The 15,906-nt window shown below is 64.0% G+C and carries 18 protein-coding genes and 2 tRNA genes; all 20 read right to left on the minus strand.

The window, feature by feature from the left end; translation table 11 throughout:
• Window position 1: 1 nt before the first annotated feature.
• Window positions 2–77: transfer RNA gene (locus AC07S4_RS23350), tRNA-Gly, on the minus strand.
• Window positions 78–120: 43 nt separating this feature from the next.
• Window positions 121–196 (minus strand) — tRNA-Gly (locus AC07S4_RS23355).
• Window positions 197–291: 95 nt separating this feature from the next.
• On the minus strand, window positions 292–882 hold the full coding sequence (pgsA, locus tag AC07S4_RS23360; RefSeq protein ID WP_161075453.1) for a CDP-diacylglycerol--glycerol-3-phosphate 3-phosphatidyltransferase: 591 nt from the start codon (window positions 880–882) through the stop codon (window positions 292–294).
• Between the two features lie 89 nt (window positions 883–971).
• Window positions 972–2,825, minus strand: coding sequence for an excinuclease ABC subunit UvrC (uvrC, locus tag AC07S4_RS23365; protein ID WP_494988903.1), 1,854 nt, complete (start codon window positions 2,823–2,825; stop codon window positions 972–974).
• 12 nt (window positions 2,826–2,837) lie between these two features.
• Window positions 2,838–3,230 carry a holo-ACP synthase gene (gene acpS, locus AC07S4_RS23370; RefSeq protein WP_494988904.1) on the minus strand — a complete coding sequence of 131 codons (393 nt, stop codon included), beginning with the start codon at window positions 3,228–3,230 and terminating at the stop codon, window positions 2,838–2,840.
• Window positions 3,227–4,006 (minus strand): pyridoxine 5'-phosphate synthase, encoded by a 780-nt coding sequence (pdxJ, locus tag AC07S4_RS23375; RefSeq protein WP_494988905.1) that lies wholly within the window; start codon window positions 4,004–4,006, stop codon window positions 3,227–3,229. The genes acpS and pdxJ overlap by 4 nt, the downstream gene beginning before the upstream one ends.
• 21 nt (window positions 4,007–4,027) lie before the next feature.
• Window positions 4,028–4,804 (minus strand): DNA repair protein RecO, encoded by a 777-nt coding sequence (gene recO / locus AC07S4_RS23380; RefSeq protein ID WP_494988906.1) that lies wholly within the window; start codon window positions 4,802–4,804, stop codon window positions 4,028–4,030.
• A 13-nt stretch (window positions 4,805–4,817) separates the two neighbouring features.
• Window positions 4,818–5,741 (minus strand): GTPase Era, encoded by a 924-nt coding sequence (gene era / locus AC07S4_RS23385; protein ID WP_494988907.1) that lies wholly within the window; start codon window positions 5,739–5,741, stop codon window positions 4,818–4,820.
• Window positions 5,742–5,754: 13 nt separating this feature from the next.
• Complete coding sequence (rnc, locus tag AC07S4_RS23390; RefSeq protein ID WP_228893332.1) at window positions 5,755–6,588, minus strand: ribonuclease III; 834 nt, start codon at window positions 6,586–6,588, stop codon at window positions 5,755–5,757.
• A gap of 12 nt (window positions 6,589–6,600) precedes the next feature.
• A complete protein-coding gene (locus tag AC07S4_RS23395) occupies window positions 6,601–6,993 on the minus strand; it encodes a DUF4845 domain-containing protein (protein WP_494988908.1) in 393 nt (130 codons plus the stop codon).
• Between the two features lie 16 nt (window positions 6,994–7,009).
• Window positions 7,010–7,930, minus strand: a complete 921-nt coding sequence (lepB, locus tag AC07S4_RS23400; protein WP_494988909.1) for a signal peptidase I — start codon at window positions 7,928–7,930, stop codon at window positions 7,010–7,012.
• The gene (gene lepA / locus AC07S4_RS23405) at window positions 7,927–9,720 is read right to left on the minus strand and encodes a translation elongation factor 4 (RefSeq protein ID WP_228893333.1); all 1,794 of its coding nucleotides are present in this window, start codon (window positions 9,718–9,720) and stop codon (window positions 7,927–7,929) included. The genes lepB and lepA overlap by 4 nt, the downstream gene beginning before the upstream one ends.
• Before the next feature lie 151 nt (window positions 9,721–9,871).
• Complete coding sequence (locus AC07S4_RS23410) at window positions 9,872–10,111, minus strand: glutaredoxin family protein (RefSeq protein ID WP_494988910.1); 240 nt, start codon at window positions 10,109–10,111, stop codon at window positions 9,872–9,874.
• A gap of 58 nt (window positions 10,112–10,169) precedes the next feature.
• The gene (locus AC07S4_RS23415; protein WP_494988911.1) at window positions 10,170–11,672 is read right to left on the minus strand and encodes a DegQ family serine endoprotease; all 1,503 of its coding nucleotides are present in this window, start codon (window positions 11,670–11,672) and stop codon (window positions 10,170–10,172) included.
• 110 nt (window positions 11,673–11,782) lie between these two features.
• Window positions 11,783–12,250: a sigma-E factor negative regulatory protein gene (locus tag AC07S4_RS23420; RefSeq protein ID WP_494988912.1), complete on the minus strand. Its 468-nt coding sequence runs from the start codon at window positions 12,248–12,250 to the stop codon at window positions 11,783–11,785.
• A gap of 16 nt (window positions 12,251–12,266) precedes the next feature.
• On the minus strand, window positions 12,267–12,866 hold the full coding sequence (gene rpoE, locus AC07S4_RS23425) for an RNA polymerase sigma factor RpoE (RefSeq protein WP_494988913.1): 600 nt from the start codon (window positions 12,864–12,866) through the stop codon (window positions 12,267–12,269).
• 70 nt (window positions 12,867–12,936) lie between these two features.
• Window positions 12,937–13,359: a protein YgfX gene (locus AC07S4_RS23430; RefSeq protein ID WP_494988914.1), complete on the minus strand. Its 423-nt coding sequence runs from the start codon at window positions 13,357–13,359 to the stop codon at window positions 12,937–12,939.
• A gap of 135 nt (window positions 13,360–13,494) precedes the next feature.
• Window positions 13,495–14,739: a beta-ketoacyl-ACP synthase II gene (gene fabF / locus AC07S4_RS23435; protein WP_494988915.1), complete on the minus strand. Its 1,245-nt coding sequence runs from the start codon at window positions 14,737–14,739 to the stop codon at window positions 13,495–13,497.
• A 30-nt stretch (window positions 14,740–14,769) separates the two neighbouring features.
• Entirely contained in the window at window positions 14,770–15,009 is a 240-nt protein-coding gene (acpP, locus tag AC07S4_RS23440; RefSeq protein ID WP_055936274.1) for an acyl carrier protein, read from the minus strand.
• 146 nt (window positions 15,010–15,155) lie between these two features.
• Window positions 15,156–15,902 (minus strand): 3-oxoacyl-ACP reductase FabG, encoded by a 747-nt coding sequence (gene fabG / locus AC07S4_RS23445; protein WP_057158026.1) that lies wholly within the window; start codon window positions 15,900–15,902, stop codon window positions 15,156–15,158.
• Window positions 15,903–15,906 lie beyond the last annotated feature (4 nt).

A 15,906-nucleotide genomic window follows, 5' to 3' on the forward strand; every position in this document is an offset into this window, starting at 1 on the left:
CTGGAGCGGGAGAAGAGTCTCGAACTCTCGACCTCAACCTTGGCAAGGTTGCGCTCTACCAACTGAGCTACTCCCGCGTTAGGAACCGCATTATCGCAGAAACATTCTCGCACTGCAAACTGGAGCGGGAGAAGAGTCTCGAACTCTCGACCTCAACCTTGGCAAGGTTGCGCTCTACCAACTGAGCTACTCCCGCTTCGCTTTTTGCTGCGCGTTGTTATCAACAACAGGCCAGCATTATAGACCATGGGGACGGCCTGTCAAGAGTGAAAACTTGCAAAGCTAAATGATTTATTTCGATTCCAGCATGCCGCTCTTTTCCTTGATCAGCGGCCAGGCCTTCTGCAGGTAGTACAGCATGGACCACACCGTCAGCACGGCGGCCACCCACAGCAGCTTCTCGCCCCAGAAATGGGTGTCCACGGCGCCGAACAGGATGTCGTGGAACAGCAGCATGGGGATGGCGGTCATCTGGGCGGCGGTCTTGATCTTGCCGATGGAGTTCACCGCCACCGACTTCGACGCGCCAATCTGCGCCATCCACTCGCGCAGCGCCGAGATGGTGATCTCGCGGCCGATGATGATGAAGGCGATGATGGCGTTGCAGCGGTCCAGCTGCACCAGCACCAGCAAGGCGCCGGCCACCATCAGCTTGTCGGCCACGGGGTCGAGGAAGGCGCCGAAGGCCGAGGTCTGGTTCCAGCGGCGGGCCAGGAAGCCGTCGAACCAGTCGGTGATGGCGGCCACGATGAACACCAGCGTGGCGCCCAAGTTGCGGTCGCTCACCGGCAGCCAGGCCGGCGGCAGGTAATACACGCCCACCACCAGCGGAATGAGCGCTACGCGCAACCAGGTCAGTAAAATCGGGATATTGAAAGGCATAGTGACTGCGGCTCTGAGGCTAGTTAATTTTTATCAACGCGCCGCTAGTCTACCTTGCCGCCGTGCTTAGCACCAGCGAACGCGCGCCCTTAGTGCAGCTGTTTGTAGATTTCTTCGGCCAAGGCGCTGGAAATGCCGTCAACCGACATCAAATCCTCCACGCTGGCGTTGACCACGCCGCGCAGGCCGCCAAATCGGGCCAGCAGCTTCTGGCGCCGTTTCACGCCTATGCCTTCGATTTCCTCCAGCCGCGAGGTCTGGCGCGTCTTGGCGCGCTTGGCGCGCATGCCGGTGATGGCGAAGCGGTGCGCCTCGTCGCGGATCTGCGCCACCAGCATCAGCGCGGCCGATTCCTTGCCCAGCTCCTGCGCCGCGCGCCCGTCCACGAACACCAGCGTCTCCAGGCCCACGCGCCGCCCTTCCCCCTTGGCCACGCCGACGATCAGGCTGATGTCCAGCCCCAGCTCGGAGAACACTTGGCGCGCCATCTCCACCTGGCCCTTGCCGCCGTCGATCAGCACCACGTCCGGCATCACGCCGTCGCCGTTGGCCACTTTCTCGTAGCGGCGCATCAGCACCTGGCGCATGGCGGCGTAATCGTCGCCCGGGGTGATGTCGTTGATGTTGTAGCGGCGGTATTCGCCGTTCTGCATCTGGTGGTGGTGGAACACCACGCACGACGCTTGCGTGGCTTCGCCCTGGGTGTGCGAGATGTCGAAGCACTCCACGCGCAGCGTGTCCAGGTCGTCCGACTCCAGCGTGAGCGCGTCGGCCAGCGCGCGCGTGCGCGCCTGCTGCGAGCCCTGCTCGGACAGCAGCCGCGCCAGCGAGATCTCGGCGCCCTTCTGCGCCAGTTCCAGCCACTGCCGGCGCTGGCCCTGGGGCTGGAAGATCAGGTTGATGCGGTGGCCGCACTGCTCCTGCAGCGCCAGCATCAGCTCCGGCTGGTCGTATTCGATATTCAGTATCAGCGTGCCGGGGATGAATTTCTCGGTGTAGTGCTGCACCAGGAAGGCGCTCAGCACCTCCACTTCCGGCGCGGCTTCGGCGATGGCCGCCGCGTCGACGAAGTGGCTGGGGAAATAGGCCCGGTCGCCCAGGTGGCGCCCGCCGCGCACCATGGCCAGGTTGACGCAGGCGCGGCCGCCCTGCACGATCACGGCGATGATGTCCACGTCGGCGTCGCCGGTGGTTTCCATGCTCTGCTGGTGCAGCACCTTGGCCAGCGACTGGATCTGGTTGCGCACCGAGGCGGCCTGCTCGAACTTGAGCTCGGCCGCGTAGCCGTGCATCTTCTTCTCCAGGTCTTCCATCACTTCGCTGGTGCGCCCGCGCAGGAAGCGCGCGGCGTTTTCCACGTCGACCTTGTAGTCTTCCGGTGCGATCAGGTCCACGCAGGGCGCGCTGCAGCGGCCGATCTGGTGCAGCAAACAGGGGCGCGTGCGGTTGGCGTACACGCTGTCCTCGCAGGTGCGCAGCAGGAACACCTTCTGCAGTATCTGCATGGACTCCTTCACCGCCCACGAGTTCGGGAAGGGGCCGAAGTACTGGTTCTTCTTGTCCACCGAGCCACGGTAGTAGACCATGCGCGGCACGGCGTCGCCGGTGATCTTCAGGTAGGGATAGGACTTGTCGTCGCGGAACAGGATGTTGAAGCGCGGCTGCAGGGCCTTGATCAGGTTGTTCTCAAGGATGAGCGCTTCGGCCTCGCTGTGCGTGACCGTGGTTTCCAGGCGCGCGATGCGCTCGACCATCATGGCGATGCGCGGGCTGGCCAGGTTTTTCTGGAAGTAGCTCGACACGCGCTTTTTCAGGTCGCGCGCCTTGCCCACGTAGAGCACATTGTCGTTGGCGTCGAAATAGCGGTACACGCCCGGCAGGCCGGGCAGCTTGGCGACGGTGGCCAGCACCTGCTCGCGCGGATCGATGGTTTCTTCAGTCATTGCTTTACGGGCTTACGGCGCCTGTTCGATGATAACAAAGGCGACGGCGTAATCCACCTCGTCGCTCACCGTCACGTGCGAGGACAGGCGGTGCTGCTGCATGTATTCGGCCAGCGTGCCGCTGCACACCATCACCGGCTTGCCGCTGCCTTCATTGAGCAGCTGCGCGTTGCGCAGCGTCATGGGGCCGGCCACGCCGGTGCCGATGGCCTTGCCGAAGGCTTCCTTGGCGGCGAAGCGCGTGGCCACGAAGCGCTGCGCGCGCACCGGGCTGACGGCTTTGCGCGCGCGGTAGATCTCCAGCTCCTCCGGCCCCAGCACCTTGTCGGCAAAGCGCTCGCTGCGCGCGAGCGCGTCGGCGATGCGGCCGATCTGGCAGATGTCGGTGCCGATGCCGAAGATCATTTTCCGCCGAACCGCGCCGCCGTGGCGGCGACACGCGTCGAGGTCATGATGGCCTTCATTTCGCGCACGGCGTTTTCCCAGCCGACGAAGACGGCATGGGCCACGACGGCGTGGCCGATGTTCAGTTCCGCGATGTCCGGAATGGCGGCGATGGCCTGCACATTGGTGTAGTGCAGGCCGTGGCCCGCGTTCACCTTCAGGCCGCGCTGCACGCCGAACAGCGCGCCGGCCTTGATGCGTTCCAGCTCGGCGGCCTGCTCGGCGCCTTCGGTGTCGGCATAGCGGCCGGTGTGCAGTTCGATCACCGGCGCGCCGGCTTCGGCGGCGGCGGCGATCTGCTGCTCGTCGGCGTCGATGAACAGCGACACGCGGATGCCTTCGGCCTGCAGCTGCTTCACCGCCGCCTGCACGTCGCTGAAGTGGCCCGCCACATCCAGGCCGCCTTCGGTGGTCACCTCGGTGCGCTTCTCCGGCACCAGGCACACGTCGGCCGGCTTGATCATGCAGGCGAAGTCCAGCATCTCCTGCGTGACTGCCGCTTCGAGGTTCATGCGCGTGACCAGCTGCGGCGCCAGCGCGATGACGTCGGCGTCCTTGATGTGGCGGCGGTCTTCGCGCAGGTGCAGGGTGATGCAGTCGGCGCCGGCCTGCTCGGCCATCAGCGCGGCGCGGATCGGGTCCGGATAGGTGGTGCCGCGCGCGTTGCGCAGCGTGGCGACGTGGTCGATGTTGATGCCCAGGTCGATGACGGGGCCGGACGGGTACAGGAAGCTCATATATCGTCTATAGCTGCAAGGTTAAAGCTGCAATAAGTCTATCAGTATCTGGCGCGTGTTCAGCGGCGCGCCTCCCAGGTGATGCGCGAGCAGAAAGCGCATCAGTTGTTTGCTTTGCGCCTGCGTGGCGGCGTCTTGGTAATCTTCGCATTCCATGTCCAGCAGCGTCTTGCCGGACACGCGCGGCGCAATGTCGTCCGCGCGCTCGGGGCGCGGGCCGCGCTCGGGGTCCACCACGTAGACCACGTCCGCCTGCACGCGCGCGCGGGTGGCGGTGCAGCGCGTGAGGTCGGCGGCCACGCCGGTCTCCTTGAGCAGCGCGCGTTCGAATTTGCGCAGCACGATGGGCGCGGGTTCATTATGCGCCAGCTGGTTCAGCGTGGCGACGTAATGGTCGAACAGGGCGGGATGGGCGTCGTCGCGCGCGAGCAGCTTGACCAGCAGCTCGTTCAGGTAGAAGCCGCACAGCAGCGCGGTCTTTTCGAGCGGCAGCATGCCGCCCACCCACTCGGCGCCGGTCAGGGTGCGCAGTTCATTCTTGCCGACGAAGCCGGCGGACAGGGGCTGGAAGGTTTGCAGCACGCCGCGCAGCTGCGAGTGCGGGCGCTTGGCGCCCTTGGCGATCACGGCGACGCGGCCGAAGTCGCGCGTCAGCATGTCGATGATGAGGCTGGTTTCCTTGTAGGGATAGCTGTGCAGCACGAAGGCCGGCTGATCCGCCACGCGGGTGCCCACCGTGCGCTCGCGCGACGGCGCGCGCGCGCGCTTGACGGGTTCAGCTATGGCGGCGTCGGACATCGCGCTGATGGGCTTACTCGTAGCCGTAGGCGCGCAGTCCGGCTTCGTTGTCGGCCCAGCCGGACTTCACTTTGACCCAGATCTCCAGGTACACGGGGCCGCCGAACAGCTTTTCCATGTCCAGGCGGGCCTGCGAGGACACCTCTTTCAGGCGCGCGCCCTTGTTGCCGATGATCATGGACTTGTGCGTGTCGCGCTCGACCAGGATGGCGGCGAAGACGCGGCGCAGATTGCCTTCCTGCTCGAACTTCTCGATCAGCACGGTGCTGGTGTAAGGCAGCTCGTCGCCCACGAAGCGGAACAGCTTTTCGCGCACGATTTCCGAGGCCAGGAATTTCTCGCTGCGGTCGGTGATGTCGTCCGGCCCGAAGATCGGGTCGTTCTCCGGCAGCAGGCGCTTGATCTCGTTCTGCAGGCCGTCCAGCTGGAAGCGCAGCTTGGCCGACACCGGCACCACGGCCGCGAAGTCGTGCTTGGCCGCCACCTGCTGCGCGAACGGCAGCAGCACGGCCTTGTCCTTGGCGCGGTCGGATTTGTTGATCACCAGGATCACCGGCACGGTCTTGGGCAGCAGGTCCAGCACTTGCTGGTCGGCCGGGCCGAAGTTGTTCGCCTCGATCACGTACAGGATCACGTCCGACGAGTCGAGCGTGTTGGTGACGGTCTTGTTCAGCGTCTTGTTCAGCGCGTTCGAGTGGCGGGTCTGGAAGCCCGGCGTGTCGATGTAGATGAACTGCGCGTCGTCCAGGGTCTGGATGCCGGTGATGCGGTGGCGCGTGGTTTGCGCCTTGCGCGAGGTGATGCTGACCTTGGCGCCGATGAGCATATTCATCAGCGTGGACTTGCCCACGTTGGGGCGGCCGACAATGGCGATGTAGCCGCAGCGGAAGCCGGCAGGGGTTTCCGCGCCTGCGGCCGGAATGGTTGGGGTGTTCATGGTGTTACCTTGTTCAATGTTTGGCGAGCTTGCCATCGCCAGCGGCTTTGCCCTTGGGGCCGTTCTGCTCGTGACTCTGCTCCTGCGCTGCGTCGCCCTGGATGGTGGCGATGCCGGCCAGTTTCAGCTGTGCGCCGCGCTGGCGCGGCTTGCGGCTGGCGGCCGGCGTTTTCTGCAAGGCCTGCTCGGCCACTTCCAGCGCCAGCTTGGCCGCCGCCTGTTCGCCGGCGCGGCGGCTGCCGCCACGGCCGTAGACCTGGATGCCCAGCTTGGGCACCAGGCATTCAATTTCAAATTCCTGGCTGTGCGCGGCGCCGTGGGTGGCTACCACATTGTACAGCGGCAGCGAGATCTTCTTGGCTTGCAGGAATTCCTGCAGCAGGGTCTTGGCGTCCTTGCCCAGGGTTTGCGGGTCCACCGAGTCCAGGATGGGGATGTAGAAGGCGCGTATCACCTTGGCGGCGGCGTCGAAGCTGGTGTCCAGGAAGATGGCGCCCAGCAGCGCTTCCAGGGTGTCGGCCAGGATGGACGGACGGCGGAAGCCGCCCGATTTCAGTTCGCCTTCGCCCAGGCGCAGGAAGTTGGACAGTTCCAGCTTCTGTGCGATCTCGTACAGCGACTGCTGCTTGACCAGGTTGGCGCGCAGGCGCGACAGGTCGCCCTCGTCGATGCCGCTGTAGCGCTCGTACAGTATCGAGGCCACCACGCAGTTCAGGATGGAGTCGCCCAGGAATTCCAGCCGTTCGTTATGCAAACTGCTGTGGCTGCGGTGCGTCAAGGCTTGCTGCAACAGGCCAGCATCCTGGAACGTGTACCCCAACCGTGTTTGCAATAACTGTAAATTCATAGACTCTCGTGTTTATTTGCCGTCGGCGTCGGGTTTCGCTGGCGCGCCACCCGATTTCGACGTGGTGCCGGCATACTCCAGCAACAGGCTGGCCGGTCCGACCAGGGGGATTTTCTTGTCGTAAGCAAAGCTCACTTCCAGGCCGCCCTCTTCGCGGCTGATGATCAGGTCGCGCGCGCTGATGGAGCTGATGTAGCCCACTTCGGCGCTCTTGCTGAACGACTCCTGGATTTGCTGCGGCGTGCTGCCGGCGGCCTTGGCCTTGACGATGGCGGCCGAGATGGCGCGGTATTCCGAGTAGGTGGGAATGATCTGCAAGGCCAGCAGGCCGATGCCGGCCAGCACGGCGATGGCGAAGATCAGGCCGACCAGCGAAATACCGCGTTGTTTTTGCAAACCTTGCATCTCTACCCCTCGTCGTTTATTGAATGCTGCCGATGCGCTTGAGCGGATTGCTCAGGTTCATCCATACGAAGAAAGCCTTGCCGACGATGTTCTTGTCCGGCACAAAGCCCCAGTAACGGCTGTCCAGGCTGTTGTCGCGGTTGTCGCCCATCATGAAGTAGTTGCCAGCAGGCACTACGCAGGTAAAACCTTCGGAACGGTAGCTGCACGCTTCGCTGTGCGGGAAATCCATCACCTGCGGCACGTTCACCGACGGCGCGCCTTCGGTGGCGATGATGCGGTGCTCGACGCCGCTCAGGTTTTCCTTGGCCTGCTTGGAGTACTGCAGGCTGTCCTCGTTCAGGTAGTCGTCCAGCGGCGCGTACTCAATGGCCTTGCCGTTCACCGTCAACTTCTTGTTTTCATAGGTGATTTTATCACCCGGCACGCCGATCACCCGTTTGATGTAGTCCTGGCTCATGTCGCGCGGATACTTGAACACCATCACGTCGCCGCGCTTGGGGTCGTTCAGCTCGATGACTTTTTTATTGATGATGGGCAGGCGCACGCCGTAGGTGAACTTGTTCACCAGGATCAGGTCGCCCACCAGCAGGGTCGGCACCATGGACGAGGACGGAATCTTGAACGGCTCGTACAGGAAGGAGCGCAGGAAGAACACCAGCGCGATCACCGGGAAGAAGCTGCCCGAGTATTCGATCCAGGTAGGCTGGCGCAAGTGCGCCGCCTCGATGCCGGCGCGGTTGGCCGCGTTGTCGATCTTGATGCCGTCGGCGGTCAGCTTGGCCGTGCGGGCGTCGTACTCGGCCAGCGCGCGGTCCGCTGCGGCGCGGCGCTGCTTGGCCAGGTAGAACACGTCCAGAAACCAGATCACTCCCGTTATCACCATCAGGATAAACAGGATCAAGGCGAAATTGCTCAGCACAGCTTGCAGGTTCATTTATCGTCCACTTGTAAGATTGCCAGGAATGCTTCTTGTGGAATTTCCACCGAGCCCACCTGTTTCATGCGTTTTTTACCGGCTTTCTGCTTCTCCAGCAGCTTCTTCTTACGGCTGATGTCGCCGCCGTAGCACTTGGCCAGCACGTTCTTGCGCAGCGCCTTCACGTTTTCACGCGAGATCACGTTCACGCCGATGGCGGCCTGGATGGCCACGTCGAACATCTGGCGCGGGATCAGTTCGCGCATCTTGGCCGCCACCTGGCGGCCGCGGTAGGCGCTGTTTGACCGGTGCACGATGATGGCCAGCGCGTCGACCTTCTCGCCGTTGATCAGCATGTCGACCTTGACCACGTCGGAGGTGCGGTATTCCTTGAACTCGTAGTCCATCGACGCGTAGCCGCGCGAGGTGGACTTCAGCTTGTCGAAGAAGTCCAGCACGATCTCGCCCATCGGCATTTCGTACACCAGCTTGACCTGGCGGCCGTGGTAGCTCATGTCCATCTGCACGCCGCGCTTGCCGATGCACAGCGTGATCACCGAGCCGACGTACTCTTGCGGCATGTACAGGTTGACCGTGACGATAGGCTCGCGGATCTCGTTGATCTTGGTGGTTTCCGGCATGCGCGACGGGTTGTCCACCTTGACGATGCTGTTGTCGCGCATCACCACTTCATACACCACGGTGGGCGCGGTGGTGATCAGGTCCTGGTCGAACTCGCGCTCCAGGCGCTCCTGCACGATTTCCATGTGCAGCAGGCCCAGGAAGCCGCAGCGGAAGCCGAAGCCCAGCGCCTGCGACACTTCCGGCTCGTACATCAGCGCGGCATCGTTCAGTTTCAGTTTTTCCAGCGCGTCGCGCAGGGCGTCGTACTGGTTGGCTTCCACCGGGAACAGGCCGGCGAACACCTGCGGCTGCACTTCCTTGAAGCCGGGCAGAGGCGCGGGCGCCGGGCGGTTGGCCAGGGTGATGGTGTCGCCCACTTTGGCGGCCTTCAGTTCCTTGATGCCGGCGATGATGAAGCCCACCTGGCCGGCCGACAGCTGCGGCAGCGACAGCGAACGCGGCGCGAACACGCCCACGTCTTCCACCAGCTGCAGCGAGTCGGTGGCCATCAGCTTGATGCGGTCCTTGGGCTTCAGCGTGCCGTTGACCACGCGCACCAGCATCACCACGCCCACGTAGGCGTCGTACCAGGAGTCGACGATCAGCGCCTGCAGCGGCGCGTCCGGGTCGCCCTTGGGCGGCGGCACCTTGGCGATGATGGATTCGAGCACGTCGTCCACGCCCATGCCGGTCTTGGCCGAGCAATGCACGGCGTCGCCCGCTTCGATGCCGATCACGTCTTCGATCTCGGCGATGGCGCTCGGAGGGTCGGCGTTCGGCAGGTCGATCTTGTTCAGCACCGGCACCACTTCCACGCCCAGGTCGAGCGCGGTGTAGCAGTTGGCCACGGTTTGCGCTTCCACGCCCTGCGAGGCGTCCACCACCAGCAGCGCGCCTTCGCAGGCGGACAGGGAACGGCTGACTTCGTAGGAGAAGTCGACGTGGCCGGGGGTGTCGATCAGGTTCAGGTTGTAGATCTTGCCGTCGCGCGCCTTGTACTGCAGCGCAGCGGTCTGGGCCTTGATGGTGATGCCGCGCTCGCGCTCCAGATCCATCGAATCGAGCACTTGCGACTCCATCTCGCGCTCGGACAAGCCGCCGCACAATTGGATAATGCGGTCGGCCAGGGTCGATTTACCGTGGTCGATGTGGGCGATGATGGAGAAATTGCGTATGTTGTTCATTAAACAAATCTAAAAGCGTGTAGGGACGTGGCGAGTAGCGCTCCAGGCGGGACGATGGCCCCTGGCGAGCGCTTTTTATTACTATCACAGCAAGGAAACAAGAGCTTCCAAACCCGGCATTTTACCGGATTTCAGAGGGGAAAGCCCGGTTTTATGCCAAAGCGGTTTTCACCGCGCTTTCGTCGAGGAAGTAGTGGCACAGTTCGGGCTGGTTCAAATCGGCGTACAGGACGGGCACCAGCTCGTCAAAACGGGCCACCAGGGCGTCGTCGGCGTCCACGTCGATGACCTCGACCGTGAAGGGGCGTTCGGGCGTCTGCAGGGCGTTGAGCGCGTCCAGCATGTCCTGGCACAGGTGGCAGTAGGAGCGGGAGTAGAGGGTGAAGTGCATGGGTCTAGTGCGGAGCCGGCGGGTTACGTGCTGCGCACTAACCCGCCAAGCGCCGCTATTACTTCGCGGCGGGCCGCAGGGAGATAAACTGCGCCACCTCGCCGCGCCGCACCAGCACCACGTGGGCGCGCTTGGCGTCGAGCTTGGCCACCACGGCGTTGAACTGCTTGGCGTCCTTGATCTCCACATTGTTAATCTGCAGCAGCACGTCGCCTTCGCGCAGCCCGGCGTTGGCGGCGGCGCCTTCGGTGGCCTCCACCATCACGCCGCCCTCCACCGCCAGCTCCTTCTTCTGCGCGGCGCTCAGGTCGGCCACCTTGAAGCCCAGCGCGTTGGCCGGTTCCTCGGCCTTTTTCTTCTTCTCGGCCGGGCTGGCCTTGGCGGCGGTCTTGTCCGCCTCCAGTTCCACCACGGTGACGGGAATGTCCACCTGCTGGCCCTTGCGCCACACGGTCACCACGGCCTTGCTGCCCAGCGCCGTGCCGCCCACCATGCGCGGCAGGTCGGTGGAGCGGCTGATGGGCGCGCCGTTGAATTTCAAAATGATGTCGCCGGCCTTGATGCCGCCCTTGTCGGCCGGACCGCCCGGCTCCACCATGGTCACCTCGGCGCCCTGCGCTTCCTTCAGGCCCAGCGACTCGGCCACTTCCTTGCTCAGCTGGCCGATCTGCACGCCGATGCGTCCGCGCGTGACCTTGCCGGATTTCTTCAGCTGGTCCGCCACGCGCATGGCTTCGTCGATCGGCACGGCAAAGGAGATGCCGTTGTAGCCGCCGGACAAGGTGGCGATCTGGGAATTAATGCCGATCACCTCGCCTCGCATATTAATCAGGGGGCCGCCGGAATTGCCGGGGTTCACCGCCACGTCGCTCTGGATCAGGGCCAGGTAGTCGCCGGTGTCGCGCGACTTGGCGGAAATAATGCCGGCGGTAACCGTGTTTTCCAGGTTGAACGGCGAGCCGATGGCCACCACCCATTCGCCCACGCGGATCTTGCCGGAATCGCCTATGGTCAGATAGGGCAGCTTGCTGCCTTCGATTTTCAGCACGGCCACGTCGGTGCGAGCGTCCGCGCCCAGCACCTTGGCCTTGAATTCGCGCTTGTCGGTCAGCGTGACATACACCTCGTCGGCGCCGTCGACCACGTGGGCGTTGGTCAGCACGTAGCCGTCCGCCGTGGTGATGAAGCCGGAGCCGACGCCGCGCTGCACTTCCTGGTCGTCCTGCTGCGGCGCGCCGCGGCGGCCGCGCGGGGTCTGGCCGGGCTGGCGCGGGGTGGGCATGGCGCCGCCGAAGAAGCGGCGCAGGAATTCCTGCATTTCTTCTTCGCCGGGTTGGCCGTTGCGGCCCTGGCTCAGCTTGAGGCGCTCGGTGGTGCGGATGTTGACCACGGCCGGGCCGACTTTTTCAACCATGTCGGCAAAGTCGGGCAAACCGGCCACCACCGGCGCGGCGGCCTGCGCCAGCGGCGCCAGGCCGGCCACGGCCGGGGCAAACAGGACAGCCGCGCTCAGCGCCAGCGCGGATACGGTTTTACTACCTGCAGGGAAATTGTTTTTCATGGAGGTTATCGTGCGTGTGGGTTCAGCGGATATTCAGTCAATATAAGCGAAAACGGCCGTTGCCGCTCGCACAAGATATTGCGAACGGCAAGGTTTTTCAAGAGGGGCGTTTAAACGGCCGTGTCCGGCACGGCAGCGGCCAGGGCCGGGGATGCGGCCGGCGCCTGGGAAGATGCGGGCGCGGGCGCCAATGCCGGCGCGGAAGCGGCGCCCGTAGCAAGGGCCTGCGCCGGGGAAGCGGCGGCCGGCTGCGCGAGGGCGGGCGCGGCGCCATGGACGCCGGCGGGCGCCTGTTCGGACGCTGGAGCGGGCGCGGCGCGACCGGGCGCTGGCGCGGGCGGGGGCGAGGGAGAGACTTCGACGTCGAGCCGGGCCGCCAGGCGCGCGCTGAAACCATCGCTCAGCTCGGCGCCGGAGGCGTCGCTGCGCAGGGCGTCGCCGATCAGCTGGTAGGCCTGCCAGGCCGCCCTGCCCTCCGGCTCGGTCAGCGCGGCCAGCGCCAGCTCGGCCTCGTGGGCGGCCAGCGCGCCGTCGGCCATGGCGGAGATGAGTTCGTGCAGTGGTTTCAGCGTTTCCATCGGCGCTCCCGTTTGCTTACCAGCGTTTGTCCAGCGGTATGTCCAGCAGCGGCTTGAGCCGCTCGGCGATCACGTCGCGCGCGCGGAAGATGCGGCTGCGCACGGTGCCGATCGGGCAGGACATGATGTCCGCGATTTCCTCGTAGCTCAGCCCCTCGATTTCGCGCAGCACGATGGCGGTGCGCAAATCCAGCGGCAGCGCGTCCATGGCCGCATTCACGGTGCGCGCGATCTGCCGGCTGGCCAGCACCGACTCGGGCGTATTGATGTCGCGCAACTGCTCGCCGCTGTCGAACGATTCGGCCTGCTCGGCGTCGTTCTCGGTGGAGGTCGGCGTGCGGCGGTTCTGGCTGGCCAGGAAATTCTTGGCGGTGTTGATGCCAATGCGGTACAGCCAGGTATAAAAGGCCGAGTCGCCCCGAAAACGCCGGATGGCGCGGTATGCCTTGATGAACGTCTCCTGGACCACATCCTCCGCCTCCGCAGGGTCGTGCACAATGCGCGAAACCAGCCTCATCAGCCTACGCTGATACTTGGTCACGAGCAAGTCGAACGCCTGCCGCTCCCCCGCCTGGACCCGCTCGACCAGCAACTGATCGCTCTCGCGCTCTGTCATTGCAGCTGTTCCCCGGTATTCCGCAGCGCGCCAGCTCTTACTGCTATAGAACAAGCGCGCGGCAAGAAGTTCAAAGTTTTTTTGCCGCGCAGGCCCGGCAGGCCAGGGACAGCGCCCTGAACTGCCCGGCCGCCACGCTGTCGGGCAGCACCAGCAGCACCGTGACCGCGCCGCTGTCCTGGCGCAGCCGCAGCAACAGCAGCCACGGCCAGCAGGCCGACCCGGCCTGCAGGGCCACCGTCACTGGCGCCGTGCTATCCGCTGACAGCAGGTATACCGCCAGCCGGATTTGCCCAATACCGGAAATATCAAGCCGATGCGTTTTGATCCCGCGCAGTGCGCAATGCAAGGCCCACAGGCTTGCCGCAGCGCAAGAAATAGCGAGCCAGGGCGGCTGCAAGCAGGCCACCGCCAGCGCGCACGCGGCAAAGCCCGCCTGCAGCAGGCGCAGGCAAAAAGATGGACGCACGACAGCAGTCACCGCAATCGACATGACGCGTTAAGCCTGGGGGTGCCAACAATGGGATGGGTACAGCAGAAGCGCCGGCCTAGCCGGGCGACAGGTGCCGGCGGGCGCCGGCACCGTCTCAGCGCTCACTCCGGTTCGACCGGAGCGAGGCTAAAAAGTTCAAACTTTTCCGAACACGAGGCTACCGTTGGTGCCGCCGAATCCGAACGAGTTCTTCACCGCATACTGGATCTTCATGTCGCGCGCCACGTTGGCGCAGAAGTCCAGGTCGCACGCAGGATCCTGGTTGAAGATGTTAATGGTAGGCGGCACCACCTGATGGTGGATGGCCAATACCGTAAACACCGATTCCAGGCCGCCGGCGCCGCCCAGCAAGTGGCCGGTCATCGACTTGGTCGAGGACACCACCATCTGCTTGGCGTGATCGCCGAAGGTGCGCTTGATGCCGACCACTTCGGCCTGGTCGCCCAAAGGGGTCGACGTGCCGTGGGCATTGACGTACTGCACCTGATCCGGGTTGAGGCCGGAGTTCTTCAGGGCGGCAATCACTGCCTTGCTGCCGCCGCTGCCATCTTCCAGCGGCGACGTCATGTGGTAAGCATCGGCGGTCATGCCAAAACCATGCACTTCTGCATAGATCTTGGCGCCGCGCGCTTTTGCGTGTTCGTACTCTTCCAGCACCATGACGCCGGCGCCCTCGCCTAGCACGAAGCCGTCGCGGTCGCGGTCCCACGGCCGCGAAGCGGTCGCAGGGTCGTCATTGCGGGTGGACAGCGCGCGGGCCGAGGCGAAACCGCCCATGCCCAGCGGCGACACGGTCGATTCCGCGCCGCCGGCCACCATCACATCCGCATCGCCGTACTCGATCAGGCGAGCAGCGGCGCCGATGCTGTGCAGGCCGGTGGTGCAGGCCGTCACGATCGCCAGGTTGGGACCGCGCATGCCGTACTTGATCGACAGGTTGCCCGAGATCATGTTGATAATCGAAGCCGGCACGAAGAACGGCGAAATGCGGCGCGGGCCGCGCTTGTCGTAGTCTTCCTTCTGGTCTTCTATCATCGGCAAGCCGCCGATGCCGGAACCGATGATCACGCCGATGCGGTCGGCGTTTTCCTCGGTGACGACGATGCCGGAATCCTGCACCGCCTGAATGCCGGCCGCCATGCCAAAGTGGATGAACGTATCCATATGGCGCGCTTCCTTACCGGGGATGTAATCCTCGATATTGAAGCCCTTTACCTCACCGGCGAAGTGGGTAGTGAACGGCTGCGCATCAAACTTGGTGATGTTGGCAATCCCGGACTTGCCCTCAGTGACGGCGCTCCACGCTTCGGCAATACTATTGCCGACGGGGGACACGCAGCCGAGGCCGGTGACCACTACACGACGGTTTTTAGAACTCAAGCGATTCTCCTGGAGTCGATCGGGGCAGGCTTAGGCCTTGACGTGCGCGGTTGCGTAGTCGATCGCCTGCTGCACGGTGGTGATCTTTTCAGCTTGTTCGTCAGGGATTTCCATTTCGAACTCGTCTTCCAGAGCCATCACCAGTTCAACGGTGTCCAGGGAGTCAGCACCCAGGTCGTCCACGAAAGACGATTCGGTTTTGATGTCTGCTTCTGCGACGCCCAGTTGTTCAGCGACGATTTTCTTAACGCGTTGTTCGATATCCGACATGTTATGGCTCCATTGTGTTTGTTACGGAAAGCGCGCATTTTATCAGGTTTGCGCGCTGAAAAACTAATTTCGGCGCGTGCTGCTATTTGCACCGAAATCACTGCTAAAAGACAGTGAAAACGCGGTTAATTACCGCATTTTCGCCATCAATTCATATACATCCCGCCGTTCACGTGCAGGGTGGTGCCGGTGATGTAGGCGGCCTGCGGCGATGCGAGGAAAGCGGTCGCTGCCGCGATGTCTTCCGGCTTGCCGAGGCGCGCCAGCGGGATCTGCGTCAGCAAGGCGGCGTGCTGCTCATCGCCCAGCGCCTTGGTCATATCGGTGTCGATAAAGCCGGGGGCGATGCAGTTGACGGTGATGTTGCGGCTGCCGATCTCGCGCGCCAGCGCGCGGCTCATGCCTTCCACGCCGGCCTTGGCCGCCGCATAGTTCATTTGACCCGGGTTGCCGGACGATGCCACCACCGAGGTGATGTTAATAATACGCCCACTTTTGGCTTTCATCATCCCGCGCAGCACGGCGCGCGACAAACGGCCCACCGAACTGAGGTTGGTGGCGATGACGCTGTCCCATTCCTCGTCCTTCATGCGCATGGCCAGGTTGTCCTGGGTGATGCCGGCGTTGTTGACCAGGATGGCGACCGCGCCCCAGGTCTTGGCGATTTCGTCGATCACTTCGGCGCAGCGCGCCGCGTCCGTCACGTTCAGCACCAGGCCCTTGCCGGCTTCCGGGCCGATCTCGGCCAGGTAGGCCGAAATGGCTTCGGCGCCCGCTTCGGTGGTGGCGGTGCCGATCACGCGCGCCCCCTGCTTGGCCAGCTCGGTGGCGATGGCCTTGCCGATGCCGCGCGATGCGCCCGTTACCAGCGCAACTTGATTTGCCAGATTCATGTTC

This window comes from Pseudoduganella sp. GW821-FHT05F09 (genome assembly GCF_059419605.1).